This is a genomic window from Tomitella fengzijianii, assembly GCF_007559025.1.
Classification (GTDB): Bacteria; Actinomycetota; Actinomycetes; order Mycobacteriales; family Mycobacteriaceae; genus Tomitella; species Tomitella fengzijianii.
The window spans coordinates 820,926-836,420 of sequence record NZ_CP041765.1; the positions used below are offsets into that span (position 1 = coordinate 820,926).

A 15,495-nucleotide genomic window follows, 5' to 3' on the forward strand; every position below is an offset into this window, starting at 1 on the left:
GACGGACGGGAGCGGAGGATGACGGATGCCGGCGGGCCCGACGGCGTGCGAGTGGTGTCGACGGCCGGGGTGTTGACGGTGACCATCGACCGGCAGGCCCGGATGAACGCCCTCGACTCGGCGACGGTCGAAGAGCTGGTCCGCGCGTTGACCGAGGATGCCCGTGACGAGGCTGTGCGCGCGGTGGTCCTCACCGGGGCGGGAACGGCGTTCTGCACCGGCGCCGACCTCGTGGCGATGTCGTCCGACAGGCCGGCCGGCGCGGCGGAGGCCGATGAGCGCGCGCGGGCCACGATGCGGCGTGCCGAAGAACTGATCCGCGCCATCGTCGAAGCCCCGGTGCCTGTCGTGGCGGCGGTGAACGGCGCCGCCGCCGGGCTCGGGGTCTCGGTGGCGCTGGCCTGCGATCTGGTCTACGCCGCGGAGGATGCGTACTTCCTGCTGCCGTTCACCGGCATCGGACTCATGCCGGACGGCGGCGCGAGCCTGCTGGTCCCGGCTGCGGTGGGGCGCGCCCGCGCCAATGCGATGGTGCTGCTGGGCGACCGGCTGCCCGCCGCCGAGGCGCAGGCATCCGGACTGATCTGCGAGGCGGTGCCGGCGGAGCGCCTGTCCACGCGGGTCGACGAGGTCGCCGCGCGTCTGGCGTCCCGCTCGCGCCGGGCGCTGGAGGCCACGAAATCGGCGATGGCCGCCACGACCCTCGCGCTGCTGGATACGGCGCTGGCGACGGAGGCGGAGTCGCAGCGTGCCCTGCTCACCGGCCCCGACCTGCAGGAGGGGATCGCGTCGGTGCTCGAGCGCCGCGCGCCGCAGTTCCGCTGAGGCCCGGGCGCCGCGCCGGAGGCGTCCGGCGGTGCCACCGTCGACGCGCGGCGAGAGCGGTCAGCTGCCGGGGGTGGCGCCCAGCGCGTCGAGGAACGCGCGGGTCACGTCGGTTGCGGGCCCGGTGGAATCGGCTCCCTGGACGAACACGGAGAACGCCATGTCGCCGAGGATCCCGATGAACCACCCGTGTGCGCGCCGGTCCGTCACGTCGGCGGTGCCCGCCACGCCGGAAAGGCCGTCGATGTCGCGGAGCGCGGACGCGTTGCCTGCCGCGACGGCCTCGTTCATCATCAGGCGCACCGATTTGGCGGTGCCCTCGGACACTGTGGCCGGCGGGTCGTCCGCGGAGCCCTTCCGGCCGACGACGAGTATCGGGGAGAAGCGGTCGCCGTCGTCGGCCAAGGTCGCGGCCACGACGGCCATTCCGAACGGGCTCGCCGCCACCTGGCCCTGGCCGATGCCGGCTTCGATCCGCGCGGCACCCGGCTCGGTGGGCGGCACCGAACCGGTGAGTGTCGTCAGCCCCGGGGTGTCGAAATCGGCTCCGACGCCCAGCGCTTCGGCAGTTCCCGGGAGCGCGCCGTCCGGCAGCGCGCCGGTGATCGTCGCCAGCGTGGTGAGGCACGGCGCGGCGAAAGCCTGGGTCAGGGTGACGGGGCCCAGGTCCAGGTCGTCGGGGTTGAACACCGTGCGACCGTCCACGGTGACCTGCGCGGGACAACCGACGATGTCGTCGGGCGCGATGCCCGACCCGCCGAGTGCCGCGGAGACCGTCACCAAGGAGAACACCGAGCCGGGGGCGTAGAGGCCGTTGAGTGCCACGGGACCGCGGGCCGATGCGGCCGCATTCTGCGCGACGGCGCTCACCCCGCCATTGGACGGGGTGAGCGCGACGATCGCCGCCGGACGTTCTGCGGAGTCCACGGCACCCTGCGCCGCCTTCTGGACCTGCAGATCCATCGTCGTGGGTACGTTCTGGACATCCTCGGGCAACTTGGCCTGCACCCGGACGTCTTGCTCGTACCCGGGGTTGTCGATGTCCACCGACCACCCCGCGGACCGGGACAGGATGCTGCGCCAGACATTCGGGATCCCGTCCAGTGCGGGGGAGTGCACCGCCGGGTCGACGGTCAGCAGCCGGCCGCGCTGGGGCAGCGCGACGGAGGCGATGGCGTCGAGGTCTGCGCGGAGCGGGTCGACGTCCTCCGGCCGCAGCGTGACCACCACGTAGCGGCTCGGCTCCGGTGCCGCGGCGTCCGCGGCGGGGGCGTCGCGGGCCGACGTGGATTGCTCCTGCTCCGCCTCGGCCATCCCCTCGGTGATCGACTCGGCGGTGATCGACGGGTCGACACCGTGCAGGACGTCGGCCAGCGCGGCGATGTCGTCGGCAGTCGCGTCGAGCGCGATGGCGACGTCGGTGACCGTCTGCCACCGCATGAGGTCGTTGCGGTTCCTGTCGATCACGGGGCTCGCCAGGTCGAGGTCCTGCGAGTAGACGAGCCGTCCGCCGGGCTGCAGCCGGGAGTCGATGATGTGCGGCGACCACGGGACCTTGCCGTCCTCGAGGCGGTCGATGGTGCCGGTGGTCTCGGTCTTGTAGCCGTCGGGCAGCTTCCAGGAGGTGTGCGTGGTGAGCGTGCCGCGCAGCGATTCGAGCGTAGACAGGTGCGCGGTGGCGTTCCCCATCCCCCGGAAGGTCGCGGTGAGGGCCTTTTCGGCGGCCTCCGGGTCGTCGGTCATCGACGCTGCCCGGTCCAGTTCGTGGTCGTTGACTGCCTTGACGAACTCGCGCATCGGATCCGTCGGCGCGCCCAAGGTGATGCCGCACGCGGTCGTGCACAGGAGGATGACGGCACCGCCGAACGCCGCCGCGGTGCGTGCGATGCGGCGTCCCCCGTCGCGCGGAATCGGCATGGACCAAGTTGAACAGACGGCGCCGGTGATGTCATCAGGTGACCCGCCGCCGCGCCCCTCGGTACGGCGCCGTGCGGCAGGCCCGGCGCAGAATCGCCGTTAACAAAACGCGCTTGCGAACCTGCCGTATATGTAATACTCGCCACATCTCGCCGGGCTGCGGCCCGGCGGCGGACGGGGAATCCGACGGCGACGACAGGGGCACCGACCATGGCAGCAGACGTCTCGGGTGCGGGGGCCGCTGCGGCGCCCCAGCGCTTCACCCGCAACACCTGGAACAACTGGGTGGCGGGCCACGCGGTGATGAGGCCGAATGCGGAGGCCTTCCGTCACCGGGGGACATCGACCACCTGGGCGCTGCTGCACGCACGCGCGGAGGCGATGGCGTCAGCACTGTCCCGCCGGGGGATCGTGCAGGGCGACAGGGTCCTGCTGCTGACCCTCAACCGCACCGAGTTCTTCGAGGCGGTGCTGGCCGTGAACGCGCTGGGGGCCATCGCGGTGCCGGTGAACTTCCGCCTCACCCCGCCGGAGTGCGCGTACATAGCGGAGAACTGCGGCGCGCGCGCCGTCGTCACCGAGCCGACCCTCGAGCCACTGGTGACCGCGCTGCGCGGCCTGGTCCCGTCGCTGGCCCTGGCGGTCACGATGGCACCGGACGGCGCGGACGGGTCGGCCGGTGCCGGTGCCGCGGACGGATTCGAGGGCTTCGAGGAGCTGATCGAGGAGCAGGGCGAGCCGTACGCGCCGCGCGACGTCCCCGAGGACTCGCCGAGCCTTATCCTCTACACCTCCGGCACCACCGGGCGGCCCAAGGGCGCGGTGCTCACCTATGCCAACATGGCCGCCCAATCGTTCACCTGCATCAGGGCACTGCAGATGGGGCTCGACAGCGTGGGCCTGCTGGCGGCGCCCACGTTCCACGTGGCCGCGCTGGGCTCGATCGCGCCGGCGCTGCAATTGGGAACCACCACCGTCATCCACCCGCTGGGCGCGTTCAGCCCCGCCGACGTCCTGGACACCTGGGAACGTGAGCGGATCACGTCCACGTTCATGGTGCCGGTGCAATGGCAGGCCGTGTGCGCGGATCCGACGGTCAAGGACCGCGACCTGGCGCTGCGCACGATCTCGTGGGGCGCGGCGCCCGCGTCGGACACCGTGCTGAAGGCGATGGCCGAGACCTTCCCCGACGCGCTCAACGTCGCGGTGTTCGGCCAGACGGAGATGTCGCCCATCACCTGCGTGCTCGACGGGGCAGACGCCCTGCGCAAACTCGGCTCCGTCGGCCGGGTGATACCGACCATCCAGGCGCGCATCGTCGATGACGAGATGAACGACGTCCCACCGGGCGAGGTCGGGGAGATCGTGTACCGCGGGCCGACCCTGATGCAGGGGTACTGGAACGACCGCGCCGCCACCGACGCTGCGTTCGACGGCGGCTGGTTCCACTCGGGGGACTTGGTTCGCGCGGACGAAGAGGGCTTCATCTTCGTGGTCGACCGCAAGAAGGACATGATCATCTCCGGCGGCGAGAACATCTACTGCGCCGAGGTCGAGAACGTGCTCTACGGGCATCCGTGCATCCGGGAGGCCGCGGTGATCGGGCGGCCGGACCCCAAGTGGGGAGAAGTCCCGGTGGCCGTCGTCGCGCTGGAGGGCGACGGGCCCGACCTCGACGCGCAGTCGCTCGCCGAGTGGCTGGGCGACAGGCTTGCGCGCTACAAGCACCCGCACGAGGTGGTCGTGGTCGACGCGCTCCCGCGCAACGCCAGCGGCAAGGTCGTCAAGGGCGAGCTGCGGAAGAACGCACCGGCGGCGAAGACCGGGTAGGAGGGCACAGGTGACCTATGGCCTGCCCGCGGCGCGGGGGCCGTTCCACGATCTCGCGCTCCAGGTCGGCGGCCTCGTCGCGTTCTCGGCGCGCGCGCTGGTCGCCGCCCCGCGCGCGGCGGTGCGCGGGCGGCTGCCGCTGCGTGAGGCGGTCGAGCAGACGGCGTTCCTCGCGCGGGTCTGCAGCGGCCCGGCGCTGCTGCTGATGCTGCCGATCGGCGTGCTCATCGCCGTGTCGGTGGGGTCCCTCGCAGCGCGGCTCGGTGCGGGCGGCTACTCGGGCGCAGTCACGGCGTTCGTCGTGGTGGGGCAGGCCGCGGCGCTGGTGTGTGCGCTGATGCTCGCCGGCGTCGGCGGCTCCGCCATCTGCGCGGACCTCGGTTCGCGGACCATCCGCGAAGAGATCGAGGCCCTCGAGACCATGGGCATCGACGTCATCGAGCGCCTCGTCCTGCCGCGGATCATCGCGGCCGTGGTCGTCTCGGTGATGCTGTGCGCGCTGGTGACCCTGGCGGGGGTGCTCACCTGCCTGCTCTATCAGGTCTACGTGCAGCATCAGTCGTCCGGCGCGTTCCTGGCGACGTTCGCGCAGTACGGGCGCCTGTCCGACTTCACCACCGCCATGATCAAGGCCGCGGCTTTCGGGCTGACCTCGGCGCTGATCGCCTCGTTCAAGGGGCTGCACGCCAAGGGCGGGCCGAGCGGAGTGGCGGACGCGGTCAACGAGACCGTCGTCCTCGCCTTCGTCGTCGTGTTCGTCGTCAACACGGTGCTGTCGCAGCTGTACTCGGTGATCGTGCCGGCACCGGGGGCGTACGCATGATCGGTCTCGGCACCGTCGGCCGCGTGCGCCGCGCAGGTCTACCGCTGCGGCGCACCTACGACGGCGTCGCCCGCTTCGGCGAACACGTGACGTTCTTCGTGCACGTGCTCGCCGGCATCCCCTTCGCCGTGCGCAAGTACTGGCGCCACATCCTGCGCGAGATCGGCGACGTCAGCTTCGGCAGCGCGTCGCTGCTCGCGGGCGGCGGCACCATCGGGATCGTGTTCGCCATGTCGGGTGTCGCGGCGATCATGGTCGGCGTCGAGACCCATCGGGGCCTGGAGCTGATCGGGATGACCTCCCTCAGCGGCCTGCTCTCGGCCATCGCCAACACGCGCGAGCTGGCACCGGTGGTCGCGAGCATCGCCCTCGCCGCCAAGGTCGGCACCGGGTTCACGGCCAAGCTCGGCGCCATGCGCATCTCCGACGAGATCGACGCCCTCGACGCCATGGCGGTCCGGTCCGTGCCGTTCCTCGCCAGCACGCGGGTCGTCGCGGCGATCGTGTGCGTGGTGCCGATCTACATGGTGGGACTGCTCGCCGCCTACATCGCGACGAGATTCACCGTCGTGACCATGGGGGGCGACTCCGCCGGCACCTACGACTACTACTTCCACCTCGGGCTCGGCGCGTCGGACCTGTGGTTGTCGCTGACCAAGGCGCTGGTGTTCGCGACGATCGTCGCGCTCGTGCACTGCTCCTACGGTTTCCACGCCTCCGGTGGCCCGGAGGGTGTGGGCCGCGCCGCCGGCCGCGCGCTGCGGACGAGCATCCTCGCCATCGGCATCGCCGACGTGGCCATGACGTTCGCGCTCTGGGGCATCGAGCCGTCGGTGCCGGGGCTGGGACTGTCATGAACGGGTTCGGGGCGCCCCGCGGGCATGTGCACGCCGCACGTGGTCAGGGCCGCCCCGCGCCGCGCCGGCTCACGGCGTCGAAGGGGGCCCTCGCGCTGCGCGGAGCAGCCGCCGTCATCGCGATCGTCGTCGGCGCGGCCGCGTTCGTCGCCTACGGGAACGGGGTGTTCGCCGGGCACCCGGAGATCACCGCGGACCTGCCGGCGGAGGCGGGGCTGCTCACCGGGTCCGTGGGCGTGCAGTACCAGGGCGTGCCGGTCGGCGAGGTCACGGCGATCGACGCGGGCACGGACGTGTCGACGGTCCACTTGCGCATCGACCCGGACGCACTCGGACGCATTCCGGCCGCGGTGAAGGTGCGCGTCGCGCCGAACACGCTGTTCGGCGACGTCGTCCTCCAACTGGTTCCGGACCCCGCGCGGTCCGCGCCCGGCGGGCGCCTGCAGGCGGGAGACGCGCTGCCTGCCGACACCTCGCCGGCGGCGGTCCGCCTCTACGACGTCTACGAGCACGCCGTGGCGACGATGGACCGCCTGCAGCCGCAACACCTCCAGACAGCGCTCACCGCGATGGCCGACGCGCTGCGCGGGCGGGGCGACGACCTGGGCCGGTCGCTGGACCGGCTCTCGCGATCCGCCGGCACGCTCGTGCCCGACACCCGGAGCCTCCTGGCCCGCGCGCCGCAGTTCGCGGCCGTCACCGAGTCCGCCGACGCGGCCGCCGCCGACGGGCTGGGCGTGCTCCGCGACATCACCTCGCTGTCGAAAGCGGTCACGGACAGGCCCGACAGCCTCGCCGCGTTCTTCCGATCCGCGGGGGCCGCCGCGTCGTCCGCCGCCGCCGTGGCCGGCGAGAACACCGGGGCCCTCCGCCGGATCGTAGACCAGGCGGCCCCTGCCCTCACGGCGGTCGACGCGGGGCGTAGGGGGCTTCCGGACACCTTCGAGGCGCTCCGGCGGTTCACAGACAAGGGGGTCGCGGCCTTCGACACCGGGGTTTTCGACATCACCGCCGTGCCGAGCTTCAGCGACCCGATGCCGTACCCGGCGGCGGATTGCCCGCGCTACGGCGGTCTCGCGGGGGCGAACTGCGGCGGGGGAGGCGACTGATGGCGTCACCGGCAACCGCCCTCCGCCGCCTCCGGCCGGGCGCGTCCCGCAGGGACGGGCTGCGCGGGCCGCTGACCGTCGTCGCGGTGTTCGTCGTGCTCGGAATCGCGGCCGCCGTCGTCGTGTCCAACACCCTCACCGTGCCCGTGCCCGGCGGCACCCGCGCCTACTCCGCGGCGTTCACCTCGGTGCCCGGCCTGTCCCCGGGGGATGCGGTGACCGCGGCGGGTGTGCGGGTGGGCCGCGTCGACTCGGTGACCCGCGCCGACACCGCCGACGGGGGCGCCCACGCCGTCGTCGCGTTCTCCGTGCGTGACGACGTCCCGCTCGACGCGCAGGTGCATGCGGCGATCCGCTACGGCGACATGCTCGGCGTGCGCTACCTCGCGCTGACGGCGCCGCTCACGGAATCGGGTGCGCGTTTGCCCGCGGGGGCCCGCATCCCTCCGGCGAGGACGAGCCCGCCGCTGGATCTGACGGCCGTCTTCGACGGCTTCAAGCCGCTGTTCGACGCACTCGACCCGGCGCAGGTGAACTCGCTGGCACGCTCCATGGTCGACGCGTTCGGCGGCGGAGACGGAGACGTGCGGGTGCTGGTGGGCAGGGTCGCGGACGTGACGGAGAGCCTGGTCGGCCACCGCGAGGCGATCGCGCGGGTCGTGGACAACCTCGGGGTCCTGGCGCAGGCGGCCGACCGGCGGGGACCCGAACTCACGGGGCTCATCGACGGCTTGGCGCAGATCTCCGGCACGATGGCGCAACGCAACGATGAGCTCATCGGCATCCTCGACGACGGCGGTCGGGCCGCAGGCGCGGCGGCGGCGGTGCTGGAAGGGCGCGTCGACACGCTCGCGGGAACCCTTCGTCGGCTCGGGGAGACGGCGGACTCGTGGGTGGACAACACAGACGAGTTCAACCGGACCATGGCGCTGCTGGTCCCCTTCACCCGGTCCGCCGGCCGGATCACCGACTACGGTGCCTGGCTGCAGTTGTACCCGTGCACGCTCACCGCGAAGGTCGGGGACCTCGAGGCCAACCTGCTGGGCCCGGCCCACAGCGAGGCGTGCCGATGAGCCGGACCGGAATCGCACGGCGATGGATGCGACGCGCCCGGCGCGCCGGTGACGTCACGATCACCGGGCGCGGATCGGAGCGCGGGCGCTCACGCGCACTCGTCCTCGTCGGCGGCGCGGGGATCGTCGCGGCCGCCCTCGTGCTGCTGGCGGCGGTGGCGCTGCCGCACGGCCGATACCTGCTGCGCACCGACCCCTATACGGCCGAGCTCGCCAACGCCGCGGGACTCGAAGCCGGCGATCCGGTGCTGGTCGCGGGCGTGCCCACCGGCAAGGTGGAATCGATCGACTTCGCGGGGGACCGCGTGGAGGTGCGGTTCCGGCTGGACGACGGCCGCCCGCTGGGCGCGCGGACCACGGCATCGGTGCAGCTCGCGACGATACTCGGCAAGAGGTACCTGGCGGTCGACCCGGCCGGCAGCGGTGAGGTGGGGCCGGACAGGACGATCCCGCTGGCGCGCACCACCGTCCCTTACAGCCTGGACGAGGCCTCGCGGTCCGCCGCGGACACCGCCCAGGAGATCGACGTCCGCGCGGTGGAGGAGATGGTCGACGCGCTGCGGGACTCGCTGCCGCAGGATCCGGACACCGTGCGCCGGGCCGTCACCGGGGTGTCCGCGGCGGCGGAGGCCATGAACGAGAACTCCGCGCAGATCGGTGTGCTGCTCGATGCGGGGAAGTCCCTCACCGGGCTGCTGGCCCGGCAGGACCGGTCGCTCGACACCGTCTCCGCCGAGGCGCGGACGATGCTCGGAGCGCTCGCCGCGCGGCGGCAGGCGATCAGCGGCCTCGCCGAGGACCTGCGCACCATCCTCGGCGCGGCCGACGCGGTCCTCGCCTCGGCGGATGGTGCCGGGCCCGGCGGGGCCGGGGGGCTCGACCGGCTCGTGGGCGACCTGCGCTCGGTGCTGGCCACCCTGGACGGCAACGCGGCGCGCATCGGCGAGGTCGTCGACAGGCTGCCGCCGGTGGTCCGCGCGGTGGTCGATGCCGGCGGCAACGGAAACTGGATCGACGTGTCGGCGCCCGCAGGGCCCGTGCCCGACACGTTGCTGTGCGTGTTCGGCGTGATGGAGGGCTGCCGGTGACCGCCGGGGCACGGCCTGCGCGCCGTCCGTGGCGTGTCGCCGCGGCGGTGCTGGGCGTGCTGGCGCTGTTCGCGGCGGCGTTGTGGTTCGTGTTCCTCCGCGGGGACGACGCGCGCCGGGTCGTCGCCGATTTCACCCACGTCGAGGGCATCCACCCGGGAAGCAAGGTGGATGTGCTCGGCGTGCCGCTGGGCCGGGTCGAGTCGGTGCGGCCGCGTGGCGGCGCGGTGCGCGTGACGATGACGCTGCGCGAGGACGTCGAGCTGCCGGCCGACGTGAACGCCTATGTGATGAACCCGTCGGTGATCAGTGCGCGCTTCATAGAACTGGGCCCGGTCTACCGCGGCGGCGCCCGCTACTCCGACGGCGACGTCATCCCGGTGGCGCGGACCCACGCGCCGATCAACTGGGACGAACTGCTCGGCAGCTTCGACACGATCGCGGACGCCCTCGGCCCGGACGGCGGCGACGTCGGGTCCCTGATCGACCAGGCGGCGCAGGTCACCGACGGGCTGGGCGCGTCGGTGCACAGGGCGATCGAGCAGGTGGGTTCGGCGACGTCGCTCATCGGGGCGCGCGCCGATCAGATCGGCGCGCTCGTCGACGACCTCGACCGCATCGCCGACGCGCTCGGCGCCAGGCAGGGCCGGATCGCCGACACCGTCCGCTCGCTCGCGGCGCTGGGCGACGAGATGCAGCGGCAGGATCTCGACGTGGGCACACCCGTGACGCAGTTGAACAGCCTGTTCGACAGGGTCGGCGCGCTGCTCGAGTCCCGGTCCGACGACGTGGCAGGGGCCATCGCCGACGCCCGCGCGGTCACCGGGCTCCTCGCGTCCAAGCCGGCGAACCTCGCGGAGTTCCTCGACCTGACCCCGCTGGCCCTGCAGAACATCGACCGCGCGATCGGCCCCGACGAGCGTGCCCGGCTGCGCCTCGACGTCTCCTCGAGCGGCGACCAGTTCGCGGTGACGCGGCGGCTCTGCGACGAGCACCCGGGCCCGCTGTGCTTCGCGCCGGGGCTCACCAATCCCGTGCCCATCCCGCTGAGCCGGTCGGACCCGTTCGGCCCGCTGGTGGAGCGATTCGGTGAGGAGGGTCGATGACACGTCGCCCGCACAACCGGCGCCGCGGCGTACTCGCCGCGGTCGCCGCCACCGTCGCCGCGGGGATGTCGACCGCGGCGTGCGGTCCTGGGCTGCAGGACCTGCCCGTCGGTCACGAGGCGGAGGGCGACTCCTACGGCGTGACGGCCGTCTTCGACCATGCCGATCGGGTGATGCCGGGTGCGCCGGTGCGCATCGGCCAGCTGACGGTGGGCCGGGTCCACGACCTGTCCACCGACGGCCGCGCCGCCGACGTGCGGCTGAGCCTGCGCAGCGACGTCGACATCCCGGCGGACGCCTCCGCCGTCATCGAGGTGCCGTCCGCGTTGGGCAGCCCGTTCGTGCGGATCGAGCCGGACGGAGGCGCCGGGGACGGCCCGGAACGAGGCGGTGAGCGCATGCTCGCGGACGGCGACACGATCCCGCTCGCGCGGACGCGGGTGGGGCCCGAGCTGGAGACCAGCCTCGCCACTCTCGGACTTCTGCTCAACGGCAGCGGGCTCGACCAGCTGCAGACGGTGATGGCCGAGCTCGACGCCGCATACGGCGGACGCGGCGGGCAGGTCCGCGGCCTGATCGACGACGCGAACACGCTGCTCGGCGACGTCGATGCACAGCGTGAGGGCCTCGACCGGACGCTTGCGGCGATGGACTCGCTGACCGGCACGCTGGCCGGGCACCAAGACGATATCGACCGAGCGCTCGTGCAGGCTGCACCGATGGCGACGCTGCTCGCCGCGCAGGGTGACCGGATAGCGGATCTCGTCGACTCCGGCGCGGACCTCGCTGCGCACGCCGACGCGCTGTTGTCGACGTCCTCGGTGCGGATCGGCGCGGAGATCGACCAGGTGTCCCGGATCCTGGAGGCGCTGAGCGGGTTCAACGCCACCGATACGGACACGCTGCGCAGTGCCGACGAGTTCATCGCGAGCTTCACGTCGGTGATCCGGGGCGACTACCTGCTGTTCGACGGCGCACTGGACATCCCCCGGTCGCTGTTCGAACTGTGGGCGGGGGAGCGGCTGCCCGCGGCATCGCAGCCGCCGCCGGCGGCGGGAGGCCCGCGATGAGCCGCCGGGTCGTCGTCCAGCTGGTCCTGTTCGTGGTGATCGGGCTGACCGCCACGGTGTTCGGCGTGCGGTACGTCGCGGGCCCGCAGAGCTTCGGCGGCGCGATCAGCGTGACGATCACAGCGGACGGCGCCTTCGGGGTGGGGCCCGGCGCGTCCGTCACTTACCGGGGCGTGCCGGTCGGCCGAGTGACATCGGTGACGATCGGCGACGGGGCTCCGGCCGGCGGCGGGGCCGTGGCCGGGACAGCGGTGGCGATCGCGGCGGATCTGGACCCCGACGTCCGGATCCCGGTGTCCGCCACGGCGCGCGTGGTGGGGGCGAGCGCGCTCGGGATCCGATCGGTGGACCTCGCCGCCGATACGGCGGAGGGGCCCTTCCTGCGCGACGGTGACGCGGTGACCGCGCCGGCGGAGCAACAGCCGCAGCAACTCGGCGCGCTGCTGGCCGACGCCTCCGGCCTGCTGGGCACTCTCGACCCCGATTCGTTGCACAGCCTGGGGGCGACGATGAGCACGGCATTCGAGGGCACCGGGCCGGTGCTGCGCAGGATGATCGACGACACCGATCGGATCACGGCCGCGCTCGACGCGCATGCCGCGACGGTCGCCGGCCTCGTGGAGGGCGGGTTGCCGGTCGTCGACGCGCTGGCGGACGCGGGCGGCGGGTTCCCCGACGCGGTGGCGGCCGCCCGCCGCATCACCCGTCAGCTCGTCGAGCACCAGGGCACGTTGACGCACCTGCTGTCGGACGCGCCGGCCCCGATGCAGAAGGTGGGCTACCTGCTGACGGGCTCGCGGTCGGACATCACGGGCCTGGTGGCCGCGGGCGACACGATCAGTGCGATCCTCGGCGACCGGGATGCCGCGCTGAGCGCGGGACTGACGGCGTTCCCCCGGACCCTCGATCAGTTGACGTCCGTCCTGCACGACGGGCGTGCCGAATTCGTCCTCGTCGCCACACAGGGGCCGGTGTGCTACTACGACACGCCCCGGCGGGCGGTCGGCGACACGTCTGCCAGGGACGCGAATCCGGACCTGTACTGCCCGCCCGGCGAGGACCTGGAGCAGCGTGGATCACGCAACGCTCCGCGGCCCGACGACCTGGGGCTGCGGAACGCGACGCGTCCGGGAACCCCCGTGGGGCCGCCGATGGCCGAGGATCCGTGGCTGATCCCCACGGGCCGGGACCTGCTGCGGCAGCTCACCGCCGGAGGCGGGTGACGGGCGGAGGCGGGTGACGGGCGGAGGCGGGTGACGGGCGGAGGCGGGTGAACGGCCGCGGCGGTCGACCGGCTAGCGCGGGGTGACCCAGGTGGTGATTCGTGCCCGCACGACGAGCGTGCCGCTGCGGTCGAGGATGCGGACCGGCACCGCCATCTCCGTGCCCTCCGTGATCGCGTCGAAGTCGGGGACGGCGTCGGATCCCTGGTCGGCGCCGCCGCCCGCTGCATCGGTTTCCAGCTCGGCGATAGCCCGCAGGCCCGTCGTCGCCTTGGCGAGGTACTCGACCTCCATCGCCTTCGGGATCCACCGGTGCGTAGCGGGCACCGTCGCCTCGCACAGCATGCCCATCGCCATTTCCGCCAGGTTGCAGGCGGCGATGGCGTGGAAGGTGCCCAGGTGGTTGTGGATGCCCCACCACTTGGGCGCGGTCACCTCGCACCGGCCCGGCTCCATGACCTTCACCGTCGGCAGCACTGTGGCGAAGTACGGCACGCGTGCGCACAGGCCGATCGAGAACAGCGCGTCGCCCAGGCGGCCCGCGGGCAGCCGCTTGCGCAGCGCGTAGGTGGGGCTGACCGGGGCCGGCCCGTCTGCGGCGGGTGCGGCGGACGCGGGCGGGGTCCGGTCGGCGGGGATCGCGTTCATGGTTTCCCTCTCTGCGGGCGGTGGCGCGCCGTCGGCGGTTCCGGCGGGGGCGAGTGCGCCTTTGCGTGTCGCCGCGCAGCAACCCTACTCGATAGTAAGAAGCGCGTGCCGGTCCGCACAGCACGGCACCGCCGCCCCCGGCGGGATGCGGGTGCGGCGGTGCCTGGACGGAGGGCCCGGCGGGCCGGGGAGCCGGTCAGCGGTTGGCGAGCATGTCCATGAACGTCTGCTGGATCTGGGCGGCATTGGGCGAGCCCATGGCACCGCCGATGACCAGCCCGGGGATGCAGCCGAATACCAGTAGCCAGCAGCCGACGACGGAGCCGATGGCGGCGCCGAATGCGCCGCCGTTCTGTACGCCCCAGAGCCATTCGCCGACCAGCTTGTTGAACTGGCCCACCGCGTCCGCCTCCACGCGGTGGAGGGTGAGCGTCTTGCCGTCCGCACCGATGGCGGCATCGACCGGCGCCGCGACGTCCGTGCCCGGCAGCGTGAGCGGAATCGACTCGACCACATTGCCTGCGGCGTCGCGGACGTCGATGGTGCCGTCCCCGGAGGTGAAGGAGAATGCGCCGGCGTCGAGGATGACGCTGTCGCCCGCCGGCTGCGACTGTGCGGACTCCGGCGCAGGAGCGGCCGCGGCGGTGGTCGTGGCGCCGACGGCGACGGCCGCAGCGGATACGGCCGCGATGGCCGCGTTGCGGCCGAGGCGGGTCAGGTTCATCGTCTTCTCCGTTCAGTTGTGCGTGTCCGCGCGCGTGATGCCGTCGGCGGATCCTGCCGGCGTCCTCTGCCCGTCGGACCCACCGGCACCGTGACTCGCCGGGGCGGTGCCTCGGCGAGGAGGTGCCTCGCCGGGGCGGTGCCTCGCCGGGGCGGTGCCTCGGCGAGGAGGTGTCCGGTGGGTTCCGGATGGGTGGTTCCGGATGGGGCTGCGGGAGCCGACGCGCATTTCAAGGTGTCTCAATCTCAGGATCATAATCCCTCGGCACGGCCTCGGCAGGTCGACGCGGAAATTCCGCGGGAGGTCCCCGGCGTCGCGGCCGGGGCCGGTCGCTGCATCAGGGGCGCCGCCTGCGGCGACCGCGGAGATCGAGTGGTATCGGACACGATTTGGCAGGACCGGGCGCGTCGGGCATACTGTCGGGGTTGCCTTGAGTGCGTCCTGTGTCGTCGGCGAGGCCCCGCAGGGGTTTTTCGTCCGTTGACGCGGGGGTGCGCGCAGGCGGGTGCGGCCGCTCGGATAGAGTGGTCGCCCGGCCGACCAAGGCCTGTGTACGACGTGCCTGAAAGTGCCCGCCCGGCGGGTGCGGCCGGTGCGTTCTCCGCGGCGAAGCGCGGATCCGCCCCCCGGGGGGTGGTGTCCGGGATATTCGTCGCGTGAGAAGCGAGCGGGCGACACGCCCGACCGCGTGTACCGGTGGACCATGACAGATGAACAGCGGCGACGATGAGCCCTGGTGCTGATCGCAGTCGGCGGTGCCGATCACGAGAGATCGTCGATCACAGGCGTGCGGCCGGCCTCACTCGACCACATTCCGCTGCCATCGGTCCGGTAATGAACGAAGCGGCGCCTCCCGGGCGTCGCGACACGGCAAGCAAAGGACTACAAGCGTGGCGGGACAAAAGATCCGCATCAGGCTCAAGGCCTATGACCATGAGGCGATTGACGCGTCTGCGCGCAAGATCGTCGAGACGGTTACCCGCACCGGCGCCCGCGTCGTCGGTCCGGTGCCGTTGCCCACCGAGAAGAACGTCTACTGCGTCATCCGTTCGCCGCACAAGTACAAGGATTCGCGCGAGCACTTCGAGATGCGTACCCACAAGCGCCTCATCGACATCCTCGACCCGACGCCCAAGACCGTCGACGCGCTCATGCGCATCGACCTGCCTGCCAGCGTCGACGTCAACATTCAGTGAGCCCGG

14 protein-coding genes are annotated in these 15,495 nt (G+C 72.6%); 11 read left to right on the plus strand and 3 right to left on the minus strand.

What is annotated here, in order from left to right; translation table 11 throughout:
- Positions 1 to 18 precede the first annotated feature (18 nt).
- Positions 19 to 825, plus strand: a complete 807-nt coding sequence (locus FO059_RS03695) for an enoyl-CoA hydratase-related protein (RefSeq protein ID WP_143906456.1) — start codon at positions 19 to 21, stop codon at positions 823 to 825.
- 60 nt (positions 826 to 885) lie between these two features.
- Here the strand turns inward: FO059_RS03695 and FO059_RS03700 are convergent, their stop codons facing one another.
- Positions 886 to 2,742 carry a penicillin-binding transpeptidase domain-containing protein gene (locus FO059_RS03700; protein WP_143906458.1) on the minus strand — a complete coding sequence of 619 codons (1,857 nt, stop codon included), beginning with the start codon at positions 2,740 to 2,742 and terminating at the stop codon, positions 886 to 888.
- Between the two features lie 210 nt (positions 2,743 to 2,952).
- Here FO059_RS03700 and fadD5 point away from each other — a divergent pair, with 210 nt between their 5' ends.
- From fadD5 to FO059_RS03745, 9 genes are read left to right on the plus strand one after another with little or no spacing between them, the layout of a single operon-like run.
- A complete protein-coding gene (fadD5, locus tag FO059_RS03705) occupies positions 2,953 to 4,572 on the plus strand; it encodes a fatty-acid--CoA ligase FadD5 (protein WP_143906460.1) in 1,620 nt (539 codons plus the stop codon).
- Between the two features lie 10 nt (positions 4,573 to 4,582).
- A complete protein-coding gene (locus FO059_RS03710) occupies positions 4,583 to 5,395 on the plus strand; it encodes an MlaE family ABC transporter permease (protein WP_143906462.1) in 813 nt (270 codons plus the stop codon).
- Positions 5,392 to 6,252 carry an MlaE family ABC transporter permease gene (locus FO059_RS03715; protein WP_143906464.1) on the plus strand — a complete coding sequence of 287 codons (861 nt, stop codon included), beginning with the start codon at positions 5,392 to 5,394 and terminating at the stop codon, positions 6,250 to 6,252. The genes FO059_RS03710 and FO059_RS03715 overlap by 4 nt, the downstream gene beginning before the upstream one ends.
- Entirely contained in the window at positions 6,249 to 7,361 is a 1,113-nt protein-coding gene (locus FO059_RS03720; protein ID WP_143906466.1) for an MCE family protein, read from the plus strand. Before FO059_RS03715 ends, FO059_RS03720 begins: the two co-directional genes overlap by 4 nt.
- Complete coding sequence (locus tag FO059_RS03725) at positions 7,361 to 8,434, plus strand: MCE family protein (protein WP_143906468.1); 1,074 nt, start codon at positions 7,361 to 7,363, stop codon at positions 8,432 to 8,434. Before FO059_RS03720 ends, FO059_RS03725 begins: the two co-directional genes overlap by 1 nt.
- A complete protein-coding gene (locus tag FO059_RS03730; RefSeq protein WP_233267065.1) occupies positions 8,431 to 9,522 on the plus strand; it encodes an MCE family protein in 1,092 nt (363 codons plus the stop codon). Before FO059_RS03725 ends, FO059_RS03730 begins: the two co-directional genes overlap by 4 nt.
- Positions 9,519 to 10,628, plus strand: a complete 1,110-nt coding sequence (locus FO059_RS03735) for an MCE family protein (protein ID WP_233267064.1) — start codon at positions 9,519 to 9,521, stop codon at positions 10,626 to 10,628. Before FO059_RS03730 ends, FO059_RS03735 begins: the two co-directional genes overlap by 4 nt.
- Complete coding sequence (locus tag FO059_RS03740) at positions 10,625 to 11,698, plus strand: MCE family protein (RefSeq protein WP_143906470.1); 1,074 nt, start codon at positions 10,625 to 10,627, stop codon at positions 11,696 to 11,698. Before FO059_RS03735 ends, FO059_RS03740 begins: the two co-directional genes overlap by 4 nt.
- Positions 11,695 to 12,921 carry an MCE family protein gene (locus FO059_RS03745; protein WP_143906473.1) on the plus strand — a complete coding sequence of 409 codons (1,227 nt, stop codon included), beginning with the start codon at positions 11,695 to 11,697 and terminating at the stop codon, positions 12,919 to 12,921. The genes FO059_RS03740 and FO059_RS03745 overlap by 4 nt, the downstream gene beginning before the upstream one ends.
- Before the next feature lie 72 nt (positions 12,922 to 12,993).
- Here the strand turns inward: FO059_RS03745 and FO059_RS03750 are convergent, their stop codons facing one another.
- Together FO059_RS03750 and FO059_RS03755 are read right to left on the minus strand one after the other, a co-directional pair.
- The gene (locus FO059_RS03750) at positions 12,994 to 13,569 is read right to left on the minus strand and encodes a hotdog fold domain-containing protein (RefSeq protein WP_143906475.1); all 576 of its coding nucleotides are present in this window, start codon (positions 13,567 to 13,569) and stop codon (positions 12,994 to 12,996) included.
- 196 nt (positions 13,570 to 13,765) lie between these two features.
- The gene (locus tag FO059_RS03755; protein ID WP_143906477.1) at positions 13,766 to 14,293 is read right to left on the minus strand and encodes a hypothetical protein; all 528 of its coding nucleotides are present in this window, start codon (positions 14,291 to 14,293) and stop codon (positions 13,766 to 13,768) included.
- Positions 14,294 to 15,183: 890 nt separating this feature from the next.
- On the opposite strand from FO059_RS03755, the gene rpsJ reads away from it, so the two are divergent.
- The gene (gene rpsJ, locus FO059_RS03760) at positions 15,184 to 15,489 is read left to right on the plus strand and encodes a 30S ribosomal protein S10 (protein WP_003938093.1); all 306 of its coding nucleotides are present in this window, start codon (positions 15,184 to 15,186) and stop codon (positions 15,487 to 15,489) included.
- Positions 15,490 to 15,495: the final 6 nt, after the last annotated feature.

What these genes read in the sequence shown, in the direction of transcription:
- FO059_RS03695 (WP_143906456.1), top strand. Translation starts at nt 19, where the DNA reads ATGACGGATGCCGGCGGGCCCGACGGCGTGCGAGTGGTGTCGACGGCC.
- FO059_RS03700 (WP_143906458.1), bottom strand. Translation starts at nt 2,742, where the DNA reads ATGCCGATTCCGCGCGACGGGGGACGCCGCATCGCACGCACCGCGGCG.
- fadD5 (WP_143906460.1), top strand. Translation starts at nt 2,953, where the DNA reads ATGGCAGCAGACGTCTCGGGTGCGGGGGCCGCTGCGGCGCCCCAGCGC.
- FO059_RS03715 (WP_143906464.1), top strand. Translation starts at nt 5,392, where the DNA reads ATGATCGGTCTCGGCACCGTCGGCCGCGTGCGCCGCGCAGGTCTACCG.
- FO059_RS03720 (WP_143906466.1), top strand. Translation starts at nt 6,249, where the DNA reads ATGAACGGGTTCGGGGCGCCCCGCGGGCATGTGCACGCCGCACGTGGT.
- FO059_RS03725 (WP_143906468.1), top strand. Translation starts at nt 7,361, where the DNA reads ATGGCGTCACCGGCAACCGCCCTCCGCCGCCTCCGGCCGGGCGCGTCC.
- FO059_RS03730 (WP_233267065.1), top strand. Translation starts at nt 8,431, where the DNA reads ATGAGCCGGACCGGAATCGCACGGCGATGGATGCGACGCGCCCGGCGC.
- FO059_RS03740 (WP_143906470.1), top strand. Translation starts at nt 10,625, where the DNA reads ATGACACGTCGCCCGCACAACCGGCGCCGCGGCGTACTCGCCGCGGTC.
- FO059_RS03745 (WP_143906473.1), top strand. Translation starts at nt 11,695, where the DNA reads ATGAGCCGCCGGGTCGTCGTCCAGCTGGTCCTGTTCGTGGTGATCGGG.
- FO059_RS03750 (WP_143906475.1), bottom strand. Translation starts at nt 13,569, where the DNA reads ATGAACGCGATCCCCGCCGACCGGACCCCGCCCGCGTCCGCCGCACCC.
- FO059_RS03755 (WP_143906477.1), bottom strand. Translation starts at nt 14,293, where the DNA reads ATGAACCTGACCCGCCTCGGCCGCAACGCGGCCATCGCGGCCGTATCC.